At 63.4% G+C, this 16547-nt stretch carries 14 protein-coding genes, 1 rRNA gene and 1 pseudogene; 12 read left to right on the top strand and 4 right to left on the bottom strand.

What is annotated here, in order from left to right; translation table 11 throughout:
- The first annotated feature begins 52 nt into the window (after window positions 1-52).
- A 5S ribosomal RNA gene (gene rrf, locus ACZZ0O_RS03240) occupies window positions 53-167 on the top strand.
- 494 nt (window positions 168-661) lie between these two features.
- Window positions 662-1168: pseudogene (locus ACZZ0O_RS03235) on the top strand (DNA-formamidopyrimidine glycosylase family protein); the annotation flags it as partial.
- A 400-nt stretch (window positions 1169-1568) separates the two neighbouring features.
- On the opposite strand, the gene putA reads toward ACZZ0O_RS03235, so the two are convergent.
- Window positions 1569-4769, bottom strand: coding sequence for a bifunctional proline dehydrogenase/L-glutamate gamma-semialdehyde dehydrogenase PutA (putA, locus tag ACZZ0O_RS03230; RefSeq protein ID WP_463592213.1), 3201 nt, complete (start codon window positions 4767-4769; stop codon window positions 1569-1571).
- Window positions 4770-5047: 278 nt separating this feature from the next.
- On the opposite strand from putA, the gene ACZZ0O_RS03225 reads away from it, so the two are divergent.
- Genes ACZZ0O_RS03225 through ACZZ0O_RS03200 form a run of 6 tightly spaced genes read left to right on the top strand, consistent with a single transcriptional unit; the run spans window position 5048 to window position 9815 of the window.
- The gene (locus ACZZ0O_RS03225) at window positions 5048-5524 is read left to right on the top strand and encodes a DUF2244 domain-containing protein (RefSeq protein WP_055847435.1); all 477 of its coding nucleotides are present in this window, start codon (window positions 5048-5050) and stop codon (window positions 5522-5524) included.
- A 16-nt stretch (window positions 5525-5540) separates the two neighbouring features.
- Window positions 5541-6509 carry a cytochrome c oxidase subunit II gene (gene coxB, locus ACZZ0O_RS03220; RefSeq protein WP_311239990.1) on the top strand — a complete coding sequence of 323 codons (969 nt, stop codon included), beginning with the start codon at window positions 5541-5543 and terminating at the stop codon, window positions 6507-6509.
- 41 nt (window positions 6510-6550) lie between these two features.
- Window positions 6551-8155 carry a cytochrome c oxidase subunit I gene (ctaD, locus tag ACZZ0O_RS03215; RefSeq protein ID WP_046964238.1) on the top strand — a complete coding sequence of 535 codons (1605 nt, stop codon included), beginning with the start codon at window positions 6551-6553 and terminating at the stop codon, window positions 8153-8155.
- The gene (locus tag ACZZ0O_RS03210) at window positions 8136-8309 is read left to right on the top strand and encodes a hypothetical protein (protein ID WP_003484652.1); all 174 of its coding nucleotides are present in this window, start codon (window positions 8136-8138) and stop codon (window positions 8307-8309) included. The genes ctaD and ACZZ0O_RS03210 overlap by 20 nt, the downstream gene beginning before the upstream one ends.
- Window positions 8306-8902 carry a cytochrome c oxidase assembly protein gene (locus ACZZ0O_RS03205; RefSeq protein WP_115514114.1) on the top strand — a complete coding sequence of 199 codons (597 nt, stop codon included), beginning with the start codon at window positions 8306-8308 and terminating at the stop codon, window positions 8900-8902. The genes ACZZ0O_RS03210 and ACZZ0O_RS03205 overlap by 4 nt, the downstream gene beginning before the upstream one ends.
- Window positions 8903-8939: 37 nt before the next feature.
- Window positions 8940-9815: a cytochrome c oxidase subunit 3 gene (locus tag ACZZ0O_RS03200; protein ID WP_463592212.1), complete on the top strand. Its 876-nt coding sequence runs from the start codon at window positions 8940-8942 to the stop codon at window positions 9813-9815.
- Window positions 9816-9918: 103 nt separating this feature from the next.
- Here the strand turns inward: ACZZ0O_RS03200 and ACZZ0O_RS03195 are convergent, their stop codons facing one another.
- Complete coding sequence (locus tag ACZZ0O_RS03195; RefSeq protein ID WP_005996896.1) at window positions 9919-10137, bottom strand: twin transmembrane helix small protein; 219 nt, start codon at window positions 10135-10137, stop codon at window positions 9919-9921.
- A 60-nt stretch (window positions 10138-10197) separates the two neighbouring features.
- Between ACZZ0O_RS03195 and ACZZ0O_RS03190 the strand changes: the two genes are divergently transcribed.
- Genes ACZZ0O_RS03190 through cyoE form a run of 4 tightly spaced genes read left to right on the top strand, consistent with a single transcriptional unit; the run spans window position 10198 to window position 13599 of the window.
- A complete protein-coding gene (locus ACZZ0O_RS03190; RefSeq protein ID WP_463592211.1) occupies window positions 10198-10923 on the top strand; it encodes an SURF1 family protein in 726 nt (241 codons plus the stop codon).
- A 27-nt stretch (window positions 10924-10950) separates the two neighbouring features.
- A complete protein-coding gene (locus ACZZ0O_RS03185; protein WP_115554777.1) occupies window positions 10951-11526 on the top strand; it encodes a hypothetical protein in 576 nt (191 codons plus the stop codon).
- A gap of 10 nt (window positions 11527-11536) precedes the next feature.
- Window positions 11537-12700, top strand: coding sequence for a COX15/CtaA family protein (locus ACZZ0O_RS03180; RefSeq protein WP_055847452.1), 1164 nt, complete (start codon window positions 11537-11539; stop codon window positions 12698-12700).
- 2 nt (window positions 12701-12702) lie between these two features.
- The gene (gene cyoE / locus ACZZ0O_RS03175; RefSeq protein ID WP_463592210.1) at window positions 12703-13599 is read left to right on the top strand and encodes a heme o synthase; all 897 of its coding nucleotides are present in this window, start codon (window positions 12703-12705) and stop codon (window positions 13597-13599) included.
- A gap of 66 nt (window positions 13600-13665) precedes the next feature.
- On the opposite strand, the gene ACZZ0O_RS03170 is transcribed toward cyoE, so the two are convergent.
- Complete coding sequence (locus ACZZ0O_RS03170) at window positions 13666-15246, bottom strand: thioredoxin family protein (RefSeq protein ID WP_463592209.1); 1581 nt, start codon at window positions 15244-15246, stop codon at window positions 13666-13668.
- 236 nt (window positions 15247-15482) lie between these two features.
- Window positions 15483-16529: a bile acid:sodium symporter family protein gene (locus ACZZ0O_RS03165; protein ID WP_055847460.1), complete on the bottom strand. Its 1047-nt coding sequence runs from the start codon at window positions 16527-16529 to the stop codon at window positions 15483-15485.
- Window positions 16530-16547: the final 18 nt, after the last annotated feature.

Raw genomic sequence — 16547 nt, 5'->3', positions numbered from 1 at the left:
CATGTGCATCCGTTTGCCACGAAGCTCCGACTGGCGACACTCCAACCGTCTCCCTGGTGAAATTAGCGCTGTGGAACCACCCGATCCCATCCCGAACTCGGAAGTGAAACGCAGCTGCGCCGATGGTAGTGTGGCTCAAGCCATGCGAGAGTAGGTCATCGCCAGGGGCTTTACCCGAAACCCTCAGTCCAACTGGACTGAGGGTTTCTTTTTGCCTGGTCGTTAGGAAAAACCCCGCAATCCACCCATACCCGCACCGGGCTGCGTGCCTCGTCAACCCTCGCCTGTGCTCCTGGAGACCGCTATCTGGTAGCTAGCTGATCGCCGCTCGATTGCTTTTCTGCATGCTGACCTCCAGCCGCACGCGACCTGCAAATAGATGAGGTACCGCCCGTGAGGTGCCTCCCGCGCTGCACGGGGGGCGACTCATGCCAGCGGAAGGTGCCGCTGTCGCCGCGAACATGCCGGCGAGCGTGCTCGGCATAAGCTGGACGACGACGCACACCACATGCGTCGCTCATAAACTCTCGCTCGCAAACCCTCGGCTGCTCCTGCAGACCGCTATCCGGTGACTGGCCGACCGCCGCTTGATTGCTTTTCAGCATGCCAACCTCCATATCGTGCCGTGCCGGTGCATGACCGGCTGTTGCTGGATGCGCTGATGCCGGAATTGCCTGAAGTCGAAACTGCGGTGCGCGGCCTTGCGCCGCATCTGGTTGGGCAGCGCATCCATGGGGTGATCCTGCGTCGGCCAGATCTGCGTTGGCCCATTGCCGAGCAGATCGAGCGCTTGCTTCCTGGAGCTACCATCACGCAGGTCCGTCGACGTGCCAAGTATCTATTGATGGATACCGATGCCGGCGGGAGTGCGTTGCTGCATCTGGGCATGTCCGGGAGCTTGCGTGTATTGCCTGGCGATACGCTGCCGCGCGCACATGATCATGTGGATATCAGCCTGCAGAACGGGCGTGTGCTGCGCTTCAACGACCCGCGACGGTTTGGTTGCCTGCTGTGGCAATCTGATACGCAGGTGCATGAGCTGCTCGCTGCGCTAGGTCCGGAGCCATTATCTGAGGCATTTACTGGCGATTATCTCTATGCGCTATCGCGCGGTCGTCGCGCTGCAGTCAAAACCTTTCTGATGGATCAAGCGGTGGTTGTTGGCGTACTAAAGGGATTTTTAAACAAGGGCGTGCCGAACGATGACGCGAAACCAGGCCGCAATGACCGGATGACCCGATGCATTCCACATTGAACGAGCTTTATTGATCAACCTCGCTGTATTGGGTCGAATTCCGACAGAGGTGAGGCTGCTGCCGGCATTTCTCCGGCTAAAGGGATTTTTCAACAAGGGCGTGCCGAACGGTGACGCGAAATCAGGCCGCAATGACCGGATGACCCGATGCATTCAACGACGCCAATCTCGATTGGCGACCCAAGGCGCCTGGCTTGCTGGCCGCTTCATACGTGAATCGGCGGCACTTGATTGACCTGTTTCTATCCCAGGCATAAAAAACCCCGCTCTCGCGGGGTTTTTCTTGCCTGGCTTTGGATCAACCAGCCCTTCTTCAATCACCCAGTGTCAGCAGCGAGGCGTTGCCGCCTGCTGCGGTGGTGTTGACGGTGACAACCTTCTCTGTGGCGAAGCGCAGCAGATAGTGCGGGCCGCCGGCTTTTGGGCCGGTGCCGGAAAGGCCTTGGCCGCCGAAGGGCTGGACACCGACGACGGCGCCAATCTGATTACGGTTGACGTAGACGTTGCCAACGGCGACGCGCGATGTAATGCGCTCGATGGTGTCGTCGATGCGCGAATGCACGCCCAAGGTCAGGCCGTAGCCAGTGGCGTTGATCTGGTCGATAACGGTGTCGAGCTGGTCGGCTTTCCAGCGAATCACATGCAGGACGGGACCGAAAACCTCGCGTTGCAACTGGGTGAGCGACGTCAGCTCATAGGCGCGCGGGGCAAAGAAGCTGCCGTGTGCGGTGCCATCGTCTAGCTTGGTGGTTCCGATCAGGCGTGCCTCACGGTCCATACGAGATGCGTGATCGTCGAGGATTTTGAGCGCATCTGCATCGATTACCGGGCCAACGTCGGTGGAAAGCACGCCGGGGTCGCCGATCTTCAGCTCGCCCATCGCACCGGCGAGCATGGTCATGACCTTGTCGGCGATGTCGTCCTGGACGAACAACACGCGCGCCGCCGAGCAGCGTTGACCGGCGGAGATGAATGCGCTGGAAATTGCATCCTTCACCACGGCCTCGGGCAGCGATGACGAGTCGGCGATAAAGGCGTTTTGGCCACCGGTCTCGGCGATCAGCACGCCGATAGCGGCATCGCGCGCGGCCAGGGTTCGATTGATGATGCGCGCGGTTTCGGTGGAACCGGTGAACGCCACGCCCGCCACGCGCGGATCGTTGGTCAATGCAGCACCCACGGTGGCGCCGTCACCAGGCAGGAATTGCACGGCGGTTTCCGGTACGCCGGCTTCGTGCAGCAGCTTCACTGCCGCGTAGCCGATCAGATTGGTCTGCTCGGCGGGTTTGGCGATCACGCTGTTACCGGCAGCGAGCGCGGCGGCGGCCTGGCCCAGGAAAATCGCGAGCGGGAAATTCCAGGGGCTGATGCAGACGAACACGCCGCGACCGTGCAATTGCAGTTCATTGGACTCGCCGGTCGGTCCGGGCAGGCGCTCGGGTGAGCCAAATTGTGCGCGTGCCTGGCCGGCGTAGTAGCGCAGGAAGTCGACTGCCTCGCGCACTTCGGCCACGGCATCGGGCAGCGTCTTGCCCGCTTCCTTGACGCAGATCGCCATGAACTCGGGCATGCGCGCCTCGAGCAGGTCGGCGGCGTGTTCCAGGATGGTGGCGCGGCTTGCCGCCGGGGTGCGGTTCCAGCCCGGTTGGGCTGCAGCGGCTGACGCCAGCGCCTTCTGCACCGTCGCGGGATCGGCTGGTTGCCAGTGCCCAACCGTCTCGCGGCGATCGGCCGGGTTCAGCACTGCTTCGCTCTGGGTACTGATCACCGCGCCCGGTACAAGCGGCGCTGCCTTCCACGGTTTGACGGCGGCGTTGAGTTGCTCGGCCAGCTGCCGCAGATCGTTGTCGTTGGCGAGATTGGCGCCCATGGAGTTCTTCCTGTTCTGGTTCTGGCTGCGCAACAGATCTGTCGGCAGCGGGATCTTGGGGTGCGGGATGGAGACAAACGACGACACCGCCTCGACTGGATCGCGGATCAGGTCTTCGATGGCGACGTCCTCATCGGTAATGCGATTGACGAAGCTGGAATTGGCGCCGTTTTCGAGCAGACGACGCACCAGGTAGGGCAGCAAATCTTCATGCGAGCCGACCGGTGCATACACACGACACGGCAGCCCCAGACGATCGGCAGGAATCACCTCGGCATACAGGTCATCGCCCATGCCGTGCAGTTTCTGATGCTCATACGTTTTACCCGCTGAAATCGCACGTACCGCGGCGATGGTCTGCGCGTTATGAGTGGCGAACATCGGATACAGCGCGTCGCTGTGCGCAAACATGCGACGTGCGCAGGCCAGGTAGGAGACGTCAGTGTTCTGCTTGCGCGTAAACACCGGGTAGCCGGGATGGCCTTCGATCTGCGCACGCTTGATCTCCGCATCCCAATAGGCGCCCTTGACCAGACGCACCGGAATGCGTCGGCCAACGCGCCGCGCCAGGTCGGCCAGGAAGTCGATCGTATAGGGCGTGCGCTTCTGATACGCCTGCACCGCCAGTCCATAGCCTTCCCAACCATCCAGCGACGGGTCGGAAAAGGTGGCTTCGATGATGTCCAGCGACAGCTCCAGGCGATCGGCCTCTTCGGCATCGACGGTGTAGCCGATGCCATACGACTTGGCCAGCTGCGCGAGTTCCAGCACGCCGGGCACAAGTTCGGCCATCACGCGTGCGCGCTTGGCATGTTCGTAGCGCGGATACAGCGCAGAGAGCTTGATCGAAATGCTGGGCGCGGCGAACACATCGGTGCCGACGAAACTGCCGCTACGGCCGATCGCATGGATGGCATCGCGATACGCCTGCAAATAGCGCTGCGCATCCTTCATGGTCAATGCGCCTTCGCCGAGCATGTCGAACGAATAGCGGTAATCGGCGTTGTCGCCCTTGCGCGAACGCGACAACGCCTCGCCGATCGTGCGTCCCATGACGAACTGGTGGCCCATGATCTTCATCGCCTGCCGCACGGCCAGACGAATCACTGGCTCGCCGACGCGGCCGATCAGACGCTTGAAGGCACTGGGTACATCGGCGCGGGTAAGGTCGTTGAGTTGCACCAGCCTGCCGGTAAGCATCAAGCCCCAGGTCGATGCGTTGACCAGCACCGAGTCGCTGCCGCCCATGTGCTTCTTCCAGTCCGCATCGCCGAGCTTGTCGCGGATCAGCTTGTCTGCGGTGTCCTGGTCGGGAATACGCAGCAATGCCTCGGCCACGCACATCAGCAGCACGCCCTCCTCGCTGCCCAGATCGTACTGGCGCATGAAGGCTTCGATCGCGCCCTGATCCTGTGCGCGTGCACGCACCCGGGTGACCAGATCGGCGGCGAGTGCCTGCACCTTGGCCTGCTCTGCGGCCGGCAAGCGCGCCTGGTCGAGTAGTTCGTGCACGTGCTCGGCTTCGTCCTTGAGCCAGGCAGCGGTGATGGCAGCGCGCAATGCGCCGGGCGCGGCCGGTAACTCGGGCGCGAGCAGCGAGTGCGCGTCGGCGGTGGAGGCAAGCGAGTCGAGCTGAGCGTTCATGCGAAAGGTGCCTGGGAATCCTTGCGCATTCTAGAGAGCCGGAGCACCCGCACACTTGTGTGGAAGCGGCAGCTTTCCCGCCGTTTTGTGCAGGTCGCCCAAGGATGTGATGGTGGACCCGCTCACGGGCCTGTGCCGTCCGCTGTTTGAGTGAAGTATTTGATTTATGCGCATTTTTAGCTGCACTGCAGCAATTTGCTGATCGGCGGAAACGCTTGCCGCATGCGTTCGCGCGGGTCTACCATCGGGCTGTTCCCGCAGTCCGCTGCGTGTTGCCAATGATCGAAGTGCTGCCGTTGATGTCCGAAGGGGTTGGGACGCAATTGCGGTTGCGACCTCCGCGGGCGCTATCGGCCAGGCAATTCGTGCTGCTGTTCGCAGTTCTGTCCGGAACGATGTGGGTCTTTGCGGGCCTGGGGTGGTGGACCGGTAATGTATTCGCGCCGGTATTCGCCCTGTTGCACAGTGGAATGGTGGCGCTGGCGCTGCGGCAGTTGTGGCGAAGTGGCGAGCGCGAAGAAGCGATCCGGGTAGGGGAGACCGCAGTTGAGGTGTTTCCGTCCGGGCATGCGCCACCAGCGTTTCAGGCACATCCGCACTGGGTGCGGTTATGCATGGAACGCGACGACAGGGTGCTGTTGGTGAGCAGCGGCAGGCAGATCGAGATCGGAAGTTTTCTCGGGCCGGCCGAACGTGTGGAACTGGCAGATACCCTGAAACGCTTGCTCGCGGCCGCCAATGGCCGTCACCGATGACGTAAGGGTCTAGGCAATGACGCAACGCAGCAGCTGGAAGTCGACGTACACAAGGTTGGGCCTGGCGATGGCAGCGCTGGTCGGCGCACCGGGCGCCTGGGCGCAATCGGCTGATCCAAAGGAATGGCAGCTCAATATGGGCCGCGGGGTGACGCAGACCGCACGCATGGCCTACGAGGCGCATATGGTGGCGCTGTGGGTGTGCGTGGTGATCGGCGTCCTGGTGTTCGGGGCGATGGGCTATGCGATGTTCAAGTTCCGCAAGTCCAAGGGCGCGGTGGCTGCACAGTTCAGCCACAACACGCGGGCCGAGGTGCTGTGGACGGTGATTCCGGTGTTGGTGCTGATTGCGATGGCGTGGCCGGCAACGGCCAAACTGATCGCGATGTACGACACCCGCGAGTCGGAAATGACCGTCAAGGTCACCGGCTATCAGTGGATGTGGAAGTACGAGTATCTGGGCCAGGGCGTGGAATTCACCAGCCGCCTGGCGCGCGAATCGGACCGCATCCGGCAGAGCGGCGAGCGCCCTACTGCGGCGTCGCAACCGCATTATCTGCTCGATGTCGATAATCGCCTGGTGCTGCCGGTCAATACCAAGATCCGCTTCGTGATCACCGCCGACGACGTGATCCATGCGTGGTGGGTGCCTGCACTGGGTTGGAAGCAGGACGCCATCCCTGGCATCGTCAACGAGGCGTGGACCAATATCGAGCAGCCGGGTGTGTATCGCGGCCAGTGTGCGGAGTTGTGCGGCAAGGATCATGGCTTCATGCCGATCGTGGTCGAAGCGCTGCCCAAGGCCGAGTTCCAGCGTTGGCTGGCATCACGTCGCAGCGCCACACCTGCAGCGCCCGCGGCATCGACGGCAGCAGCCCCAGCAGCAGCGCCCACGCCCGCAGCACCAGCGACAGCACCTACCGGTGAGGCTGCACCCGCGGCGGCACCGGCAGCACAAGCTGCCGCACCGACCGCCGCTCTCTAATACCGCTCGCAACCGCACCGCTTCACAGAGGTCGTTCCGTCATGGCGCATACCGCAGTCGATCACCACGGACACCATCAGCCCGGCTTCGTCGAGCGCTGGTTTTTTTCGACCAATCACAAGGACATCGGCACGCTGTACCTGCTGTTCTCCTTCGTGATGTTCATCATCGGCGCGGCGATGAGCGTGGTGATCCGCGCCGAACTCATGCAGCCCGGCCTGCAGTTCGTCAAGCCCGAATTCTTTAACCAGATGACCACCGTGCATGCACTGGTGATGATCTTCGGTGGGGTGATGCCGGCCTTCGTCGGTCTGGCGAACTGGATGATTCCGTTGCAGATCGGCGCGCCGGACATGGCATTGCCGCGCATGAACAACTGGTCGTTCTGGTTGCTGCCGGTCGCCTTTACCTTGTTGTTGTTGACGTTGTTCCTGCCCGGTGGTGCACCAGCCGGCGGCTGGACGCTGTATCCACCGCTGTCGCTGCAGGGTGGCTACAACGTGGCCTTCAGCGTGTTCGCGATCCACGTGGCTGGCGTCAGCTCGATCATGGGGGCGATCAACATCATCGCCACCGTGCTCAACATGCGTGCGCCGGGCATCGATCTGCTCAAGATGCCGATCTTCTGCTGGGCCTGGTTGATCACCGCGTTCCTGCTGATCGCGGTCATGCCGGTGTTGGCCGGTGCGGTCACCATGTTGCTGACCGACAAGTTCTTCGGCACCAGCTTCTTCAACGCGGCCGGCGGTGGCGACCCGGTGATGTACCAGCACATCTTCTGGTTCTTCGGGCACCCGGAGGTGTACATCATGATCCTGCCGGCGTTCGGTGTGGTCAGCGAAATCATCCCCACCTTCAGCCGCAAGCCGCTGTTCGGCTATCAGGCGATGGTCTATGCGATCGCCGCGATCGCGTTTTTGAGCTTCATTGTGTGGGCACACCACATGTTCACCGTGGGCATGCCGCTCGGTGGTGAGATCTATTTCATGTTCGCCACGATGTTGATCTCCATCCCGACCGGGGTGAAGGTGTTCAACTGGGTCAGCACGATGTGGAAAGGCTCGCTGACGTTCGAATCGCCGATGCTGTGGGCCGTGGCGTTTGTGATCCTCTTCAGCATCGGTGGTTTTTCCGGCCTGATGCTGGCGATCGTACCGGCGGACTTCCAGTATCACGATACGTATTTTGTGGTGGCGCATTTCCATTACGTGCTGGTCACCGGTGCGGTGTTTGCCTTGATTGCAGCGGTGTACTACTGGTGGCCGAAGTGGACCGGGCGCATGTACAACGAGGCCTGGGCCAAGTTCCATTTCTGGTGGACGATGATCTTCGTCAACCTGTTGTTCTTCCCGCAGCACTTCCTCGGTCTGGCCGGCATGCCGCGGCGCATCCCCGACTACAACGTGGTGTTTGCCGACTGGAATCTGGTCAGTTCGATCGGTGCGTTCGGCATGTTTGCTACGCCGTTCCTGATGGCCGCCATTTTGCTTGCGTCGCTACGTAGCGGTGCTCGCGCCGATGCGCGTGCCTGGGAAGGTGCAAAGGGGCTGGAGTGGACGGTGCCTTCGCCGGCGCCTGCACACACCTTCACCGTGCCGCCGGTCATCAAGCCTGGAGATCTTGCGCATGAAGACATCGGCCACTGAGTCGGCGTCGGAGCCGGCGGTGACGCGTCTACTTTCCGCTGCCGAACGGCAGGCGCAGCAGCGCCGCGCGGTACGCCGCACGGCAATCACGGTGGGGATCATTGCGTTGCTGATCTATGCCGGCTTCATTGCCTCGGGCGTCATCGGCCGATGACTGCGCGCGCGCCCACGCATGCGCCAACCGCCGGCTTGTTCAAGCTGCTGGGCGTGGTGCTAGGCGTCTTCGTGCTGACCTTTTCGCTGGTGCCGCTGTACCGCATCGCGTGCGAAAAAGTCTTCGGCATTCGCATGGAGCGCGCACCGGGTAGCACCCGCGAGGGTGCATCCAATGCGGTGGGCGCTGGCAAACGCACGGTGCGGGTGGAGTTCGATGCCGGGGTCAATTCCAAACTGCCCTGGACGTTCCATCCCGAGCAAATGACGATGGACGTGGTGCCGGGGGAGCTCAACGAGGCACTGTATTTCGCGCGCAACGACAGCAAGCGGGCGGTGGTGGGTAGCGCAGTGCCGTCGGTTGCGCCGGCGCGTGCGTCGGGCTACTTCAACAAGACCGAATGTTTCTGTTTCACCGCGCAGACGCTGCAGGCCGGGGAGACGCGCGACATGCCGCTGCGTTTCATCGTGGACCCTGCGTTGCCTGCGGAAGTCACTACGATCACCTTGTCCTACACGTTCTATCGCAACGACGCGCTGACCTCGGAACTGCAGGGCGGTGCCGTGTCCGGCACGCCGCGCGCGGCGCCGTAACCTTCATCCACTCGTACCACGACACGGAAGCAACGCCATGGCCGATCACAGTCCCAACGCCGATGCGTATTTCGTCCCGACCCAGAGCAAATGGCCTTTTGTCGGGTCGATTGCGATGTTCGTGATGATGATTGGCGTGGCCAGTTGGCTCAACGATGCGGCCTGGGGGCGCTGGACATTCTTCGCCGGCATGGCGATGTTGCTGGCGACCTTGTTCATGTGGTTTGGCGATGTCATTCGCGAGTCCAACGCCGGCAACTACAACCGCCAGGTGGACGGCTCGTTCCGCATGGGGATGGTGTGGTTTATTTTTTCCGAGGTGATGTTCTTTGGCGCCTTCTTCGGCGCCTTGTTCTACACGCGCGTGCTGACGCTGCCCTGGCTGGGCGGCGAAGGCGATGGCGTGATGACCAACGAGCTGCTGTGGAACGGCTATTCCGCTGCCTGGCCGACCAATGGTCCGGGCACGATCGGCGGGCAATTCCAGACCATTCCGGCCTGGGGATTGCCGCTGATCAATACGCTGATCCTGCTCAGCTCCGGTGTGACGCTGACTATTGCGCATCACGCACTGAAAGGCGGCCGGCGCTGTGCGCTGCTGCTGTGGTTGGGGTTGACGGTGCTGCTGGGTTGCGTGTTTTTGTTCCTGCAGGCAGAGGAATACATCCACGCCTACACCGAACTCAATCTCACGCTGGGCTCGGGAATTTACGGCTCCACGTTCTTTATGCTCACCGGCTTCCACGGCATGCATGTGCTGCTAGGCACGATCATGCTGGCGGTAATGTGGCTACGCGCAGCCAAGGGCCACTTCAGCCGCGATAACCACTTCGCCTTTGAAGCGGCCGCATGGTACTGGCACTTCGTCGACGTGGTGTGGCTAGCGCTGTTCCTGTTCGTGTATGTGCTTTGAGAATCGGGAATCGGGAATCGGGAATCGGGAATCGGGAATCGCCAGAGCGAGCCTTCTTTTGCTTCTACGATTCCCTACTCCCGATTCTCCATTCCCGGCCGCCTCAGCGTCCGATGCCATGCGGCTTGATCCAGCCGGTGTAGATGCCGATGATCACGATGGCGATCAATGCAACTGACAATCCAATGCGCCAGGTCAGTGCGTTGACGGTGCGTTTGGTCTGGCCGCGATCGGTGAGCAGGTAGTACAGACCGGCACCCAGGTTCCACAGGATCACGATCAGGAAGGCGACAATCAGCAGCGTCTTGAGCGAATCGTTCACAACAGCCCCGGTGGTCGTCGACGTGGTCCGGGCATTGCACGCTTTTTTGCGTCGCTTGTCATGACGCGCAAGCACACGGCGGTGTTGGGTTGGGCGCTGGCCGTGCTGGTCAGCGTGGGGTTTGTTGCGCTCGGGCAGTGGCAATTGCAGCGCATGCACAGCAAGCAAGCGTTGTTGGAACGCGCCGCGCATGTGCGCGAGACACCGTTGACCCTGGTGCAGGCAGAGGCCGCGCGGCAGGAGTTGGCGTGGGTGAGCGGACGCGTACGGTTTTTGCCGCAGCAGGTGCTGCTGGACAATCAATTGCATGCCGGACGTGCCGGTGTGCGCGTCTACCAGCTCGCCGCGGCGCAAGGTACATCGCATACGCTGCTGGTCGACCTGGGTTGGTTGCCGCTGCCGGCGAATCGGCAATTGCCGAGCATCACTGCACTGGAAGGTACGCGGGACCTGCAGGGGCTGCTGAGCGCGCCGCCGTCATCCGGTCTGGCAATCGGGCCGGCGCTGGCGCCGACCGCCACGTCCAATACCTGGCTGGCGACACGGCTGGATGTGCAGGCGGTGCGCAGCACGCTGGGAAGGCGCGACATTTCGTCGCAGGTATTGCGCCTGGATCCAGTGGTGCCGGTCGGTTACGAGCGCGATCTGGAGATGCTTCCGAACACGTTGCCACCCGCGCGGCACTTGGGTTACGCGGTGCAATGGTTCGGTCTTGCCGCGGCGGTGCTGGCCACTGCAACGCTGCTGACCTGGCGTGCGCGGCGCCGTCGGCGGCGCGGGCACTGACCCGCGCGGCATGAGAAAATCGCCAGCATGACCTCTCCCACATCGGCCACGCCGCACTCGGTCAAACGCGGCCGCAGGATGCTGATTGCCCTGGCAGTGCTGTTCTTCGGCTCGATGTTGCTGGCCGGCGTGCTGCGCTTCTCCGGTTGGCAGCCGGCGTCGATGCGCAACAACGGACAATTGCTCAATCCGCCCGCCGACCTGCGTGCGCTGGTGCCGGTGCGCGCGGACGGGAAACCGTACGCGTGGGCACCTGGCGAACGCATCTGGCGGATCGCGCTCGCCCCACCGGCAGACTGTGCGCAGCAATGCGTGGCATTGGCCGCGGAACTGGACAAGGTCTGGCAGCTGCTTGGGCATCGCGCCGACAAGGTGGAGGTGCTGTGGATCGGCACGCCGCCCGCCGGTCTGCCGCCGATGCCGGCATTGCGCGTCCTGCGTGACGATGCATCGCTGCGGCGCGCACTGCCACGTGGCAACGATGCGGCCGGCGTGCCGGTGTATGTGATCGACCCCAACGGCTTCGTGATCCTGCGCTATGCCCCGGGTTTTGACCCGGCCGGCTTGCGTGCGGATCTGGTCAAGCTGCTGAAATTGATGTGAGCCCGTCTCGATGAATCTGTTTGCGCCACCGGCATTGTTCCGCCACTTCCACCGCATGGCCTGGCTTGCGGCGCTGTTCACTGCGAGCACGATTTTGTTCGGCTCGTTCGTGCGCCTGTCCGATGCCGGCATGAGCTGTCCGGACTGGCCGACCTGCTATGGCCGCGTCACCTGGCCGCAGACTGCCGACGAAGCCAACACGCATGTGGCCAGCAAGATTCGCCCGCTGGAATCGCACAAGGCCTGGCGCGAGCAGGTGCACCGCTTCCTGGCCGGCGCGCTGGGCGTGGAAGTGTTGGTACTGGCGCTGCTGGCCGCGCGTCGCCGCCGCATGGGCATTGCGCAGGTCGTGTCGGCGGCGGCGCTGGTGGCGCTCTCGATCCCCTTGTACATGTCTGGCTGGCACACGCTGGCGATGGGTGTGGCAGCCGCGGGCGAGGCGATCCTGCTGCTGGCGGCGCTGCGCTGGAGCAATATCGATCTGGCACGTGCCGGCGTGCTGACGCTGGCGGTGGTGATCTTCCAGGCGCTGCTGGGCATGTGGACGGTGACGCTGCTGCTCAAGCCCATCGTGGTGATGGGCCATCTGCTCGGCGGCATGCTGATGTTTTCGCTGCTGGTGTGGATGGCGTGGCGGGCGACCCATTTGCCGATCACGCTGGCCGACGCCTCACGGCTGAAGTGGCTGCTGCGTCTGGGCGTGGCGGTGCTGGGCCTGCAGATCGCGCTGGGCGGCTGGGTCAGCTCCAACTATGCGGCGCTGGCCTGCGGCGGCGGTAGCTGGTCTGCGGACAACTTCCCGCGTTGCGTCAGCCAGTGGTGGCCGACGCATGATTTCCGCGAAGGCTTCACGCTGTGGCGCGGGATCGGTGTGGATTACGAAGGCGGCGTGCTCGATGGCGCGGCGCGTATCGCCATCCAGATGGCGCATCGCTTGTGGGCGATCGCGACCGCCCTGTATCTGTGGTGGCTGGCGTGGCGCTTGTCGCGTTCGCCGGGGATGCGCGTGTGGGCGACGGCGCTGGCGGTGCTGGTGGCGGTGCAGGTGACGCTGGGCATGCTCAACGTCAAGCTGGCCTTGCCGCTGGAAGTGTCGGTGCTGCATAACGGTGGCGCGGTGGCATTGCTGTTCGTGCTGGTGTCGCTACTGGCGCGGCTGCGCGCGCCGGAATGAGCATGGCTGTCAGTGCACGCGATTATTGGGATCTGACCAAACCAAAGGTGGTGGCACTGATCGTGTTCACCGCGCTGGTGGGCATGTTCCTGGCCATTCCCGGCGTACCGACCTGGGCACAGGTGCGTGCGGGCACGTTGGGGTTTGTGGGGATCTGGCTGGCCGCCTCGGCGGCGGCAGCAATCAATCAATTACTCGATGCCAAGATCGACGCGCAGATGGCGCGTACGTCCTGGCGTCCGTTGGTGGTGGGCAAGGTGCGGCCGTGGCAGGTGATGGTGTTTGCCAGCGTACTGATCGTGATCTCCATGACCATGCTGGTGGTCTGGGTGAACGTCATCACCGCGGTGCTGACCTTCGCTTCGATGATCGGCTATGCGGTGATCTACACCGTCTACCTGAAACGGGCGACCTCGCAGAACATCGTGATCGGCGGGCTGGCCGGCGCCACGCCGCCGATGCTGGGCTGGGCGGCGGTCACCGGGCTGCCGACCACGGCCGACTGGATCAATGCCTCGATCCTGGTGCTGATCATCTTCATCTGGACGCCGCCGCACTTCTGGGCGCTGGCGATTTTCCGGCGTGCCGATTACGCCAAGGCGGCGATCCCGATGTTGCCGGTGACCCACGGGGTGCCGCACACGCGCAAGCAGATCCTCATCTACACGATCGTGTTGGCGGTTGTGACGCTGCTGCCGGTGGCAGTGGGCATGAGTGGGGTGTTTTATCTCGGCGGCGCGGTGGTGCTCAACGCGGTATTCCTCTGGTATGCGTGGCGCATGCTGGACCCGCCGGACGAATTGTTTTCGATGAAGATGTTCGGCTATTCCATCGTGTATCTGATGGCGTTGTTCGCCTTCCTGATGGTGGATCACCTGCTGTTGCCGTGGGTGCGGTGAGAACCGCGGCAGACATCTGAGGCAGCCCGATTGCCGCTGCGCAGATGCCTGCCGGGTTGTGCTGGCTCAGCTTAGCCAGCTACTGCACGCGCTGGTGTTCTTGCTGTCGCAGCTGGCTTGCATTTTCTGCCGGAGTCGTGCCAGCACCGCGTTGCCTTCCTGGTGATGCTGCTTGCTCCAGGTTTTCAATGAGGTGCCCAGCCGGTCGAAGCGCTGACGGGTGCGCTGACGGTAGCCATCGGACTGTGTGGCCAGATCGCCGATCACCTGGGTGGCAGCTGCTTCGATGCCGGCGGTGTCGTCGGGGCTCAGCCGGATCAGCCCGTCCACATACATCATGCTGACCCGCATGCGGATCGAGGGGCCATCGGCAGTTTCATAGGCCTTCTTGAGCCAGGACAGCGCGGTCTTGCGATCGCCGCGGTCTTCGGCGAGCTGGGAGAGTTCCGGCATGTAGTAGTACGGAGTCTTGCTGCGTCCCAGTTCGGCCAGCAGCAGTTGTTCGGCAGCGCTGCTGTCGCCTACCTCGCTCAACAACGAAGCCGCGTCGCTGATGATGGATTGCCGTTCCTCGACGGTCTTGGCCGCGTCCACTGCCGTTTGCACGCGCTGGTGCACGGCAGCGACCACCGCTGCCGGCAACGGCGGTTGTGGCCCCTTTGGCTTGGTCTCGGTCGGCTGCCCTTGCGCAAGGCGTGCAAGCTGTACTTTCGCGTACGCGGTGTCCAGGCGGTCGCTGATCGGTACGCTGGTATCGGCATAGACGGTGTCCAATGCCTGATCGAGCTTGGCCGACAGGGCGGCACGTTCGCCGGCGTCAGTGCTGGACGCACCGACCAGACGCGCGGCGACGTAGCTCAGCGTGCCGAGGTTGGCGCGCAGTTCGGCCGGATTGGCCAGGACCGCCTCCAACAGGGTGCGATAGGCCGGGTCTGGCGCGGGGGGCTTTTCCGCTGCGGCCAGCGCCGAGAGCGTAAACCGGTGTTGCAGTGCCGGTTGCGGGGCGGCCTTGGACAGGCGTGCGAGCAATCCGGCGGCGTCATCGGCCTTGATCAGCCGGTCGTCCCTGCCCCAGGCATAGTTGCTGAGCACGGCCCAGTCGTCCGCGCTGAGTTCCTGTGGTGCGCGCTGCGCCTTGTCCAACAGCTGTTTGACGGTGGTGGTGCTGGTGGCGGCCACCCGCAGCACATCGGCAAGACGGGCGTTGTCGCTATCGCCGGCCAGACGGGTGATTTCTCTGCGGTCCGCGCGTAGCACGATGATGGTGGGGTAGCCCTTGATGCCGAATTGCTCGCCCCAGGCCTGCGCGCCTTGGGAGTCGCCATCCAGGTGCACCGCGACGAACTGCCGCGTGCGCGCGATGAACGCCGGATCCTTGAACAAGGTGGCCTTCAACTGGTTGCATGGTGGGCACCAGGCCGCGCCCCAGTACAGCAGGATCGGCTTGCCGCTTTCCTTGGCTTCGGCAAACGCGTCTTCGATGTCGCCTTCGTGCCAGGCGATCCCGGTGTCTGCGGCAGGTGCGGCGGCGGGTGTGATGTGTGCGGGCGCCGACGGTGGCGCGGGCTTGTTGCAGGCGGTCAGGGTCGCAAGCACCGCAAGCAGTGCGATCAAGGACGGGGAAGGGCGTCGGCGGGACAGCTTCATGGGATCACCAGGGGAGGCGGCAGGGGATGGGTCAGCGACTCTGGCGAGCGAGGCTGCGCCCGCGCCGATGGAGGTCATGACCGTTGTATCTCTGCACACACGCCGGCAACGGCATCCGATGCGAATTGTTGTTACGCGCAGCGCACCGGTCTGGGTGCGTTCGACGGCCAGCGCACGGCCAATCGAGCGAGCGCAGGCGGTCGCATCGGCGCCGCCTGATCGCCGGGGTTCCCGCTTCAGTGGCGGCCGGTGGCCGGCGGCGGATCGCCCGGCGCGCTACGCGCGTAGCGCGCAGCCACGAACGCGCACACGATCAGCTGCAACTGGTGATACAGCATGATCGGCAACACGATCGCACCCAGGCCGCCACCGGCAAACATCACCTTGGCCATCGGCACGCCGGTAGCCAGGCTCTTTTTCGAGCCACAAAACACAATGGCGATTTCGTCGGCGCGGTTGAAACCAAGCCGGCGCGCAAGGAAGGTGATCGACAGCATGGCCACTGCCAGCAACAGCGCCGCAGCGCCCAGCACCGCGAGCAATGCCGGCAATGGGGTCTTCTGCCACAGTCCTTCGTTCACCGATGCGCTGAAGGCGGTGTAGACCACCAGCAGGATGGTGCCCTGGTCGGTATAGCGCAGCACCGCGCGATGGCGCTCGACCCAACCGCCGATCCACGGGCGCATGAAATGGCCAGCCAAAAACGGCACCAGCAGTTGCAGCAGGATCTTGCCGATGGCCTCGGCCGGGTGCGCCATCGCGCCCTGGCTGCCGACCATCGCGCCCATCAGCAACGGGGTGAAAAACACGCCCAGCAAGCTGGAAAGCGAGGCCGCGCAAACAGCGGCCGGCACGTTACCGCGCGCCATCGAGGTAAAGGCGATCGACGACTGCACCGTGGAGGGCAGTGCGCACAAGAACAGCACGCCGATGTAGAGCTCCGGCGTCAGTGCGATATGCGCCACTGGCTTGAACAACAGGCCGAGCAATGGAAACAGCACGAACGTGCAGGCCAGGATCACCAGATGCAGGCGCCAATGCAGCGCGCCTGCCTTGACCGCTTCGCGCGACAGCCGTGCGCCATGCAGGAAGAACAGCGCAGCGATCGCCACATCGGTGACATCGTCCATGATCGCGGCGGCAGCGCCGGAGACCGGCAACAACGAGGCGAGCGTGACCGTGCACAGCAGCGCGAGGGTGAAAGGGTCAATGCGCAACCGCGCCAGCAGCTTCTTCATCGAGATCCGACGGTATCGCGCGAACGTGCGCGGGGAGCGGATCATTCTACGACGCGTGCGGGC

This window comes from Xanthomonas sp. AC360, from assembly GCF_979258225.1.
Note: the sequence above shows the minus strand (reverse complement) of the source record. Positions and strands in the feature narration are given on the sequence as shown.

Coding starts and splice junctions, on each gene's coding strand:
- ACZZ0O_RS03190 (WP_463592211.1), top strand. CDS start 10,198: ATGACGCGCAAGCACACGGCGGTGTTGGGTTGGGCGCTGGCCGTGCTG.
- putA (WP_463592213.1), bottom strand. CDS start 4,769: ATGAACGCTCAGCTCGACTCGCTTGCCTCCACCGCCGACGCGCACTCG.
- cyoE (WP_463592210.1), top strand. CDS start 12,703: ATGGCTGTCAGTGCACGCGATTATTGGGATCTGACCAAACCAAAGGTG.
- ACZZ0O_RS03210 (WP_003484652.1), top strand. CDS start 8,136: ATGAAGACATCGGCCACTGAGTCGGCGTCGGAGCCGGCGGTGACGCGT.
- coxB (WP_311239990.1), top strand. CDS start 5,541: ATGACGCAACGCAGCAGCTGGAAGTCGACGTACACAAGGTTGGGCCTG.
- ctaD (WP_046964238.1), top strand. CDS start 6,551: ATGGCGCATACCGCAGTCGATCACCACGGACACCATCAGCCCGGCTTC.
- ACZZ0O_RS03185 (WP_115554777.1), top strand. CDS start 10,951: ATGACCTCTCCCACATCGGCCACGCCGCACTCGGTCAAACGCGGCCGC.
- ACZZ0O_RS03205 (WP_115514114.1), top strand. CDS start 8,306: ATGACTGCGCGCGCGCCCACGCATGCGCCAACCGCCGGCTTGTTCAAG.
- ACZZ0O_RS03200 (WP_463592212.1), top strand. CDS start 8,940: ATGGCCGATCACAGTCCCAACGCCGATGCGTATTTCGTCCCGACCCAG.
- ACZZ0O_RS03165 (WP_055847460.1), bottom strand. CDS start 16,529: ATGATCCGCTCCCCGCGCACGTTCGCGCGATACCGTCGGATCTCGATG.
- ACZZ0O_RS03170 (WP_463592209.1), bottom strand. CDS start 15,246: ATGAAGCTGTCCCGCCGACGCCCTTCCCCGTCCTTGATCGCACTGCTT.
- ACZZ0O_RS03180 (WP_055847452.1), top strand. CDS start 11,537: ATGAATCTGTTTGCGCCACCGGCATTGTTCCGCCACTTCCACCGCATG.
- ACZZ0O_RS03225 (WP_055847435.1), top strand. CDS start 5,048: ATGATCGAAGTGCTGCCGTTGATGTCCGAAGGGGTTGGGACGCAATTG.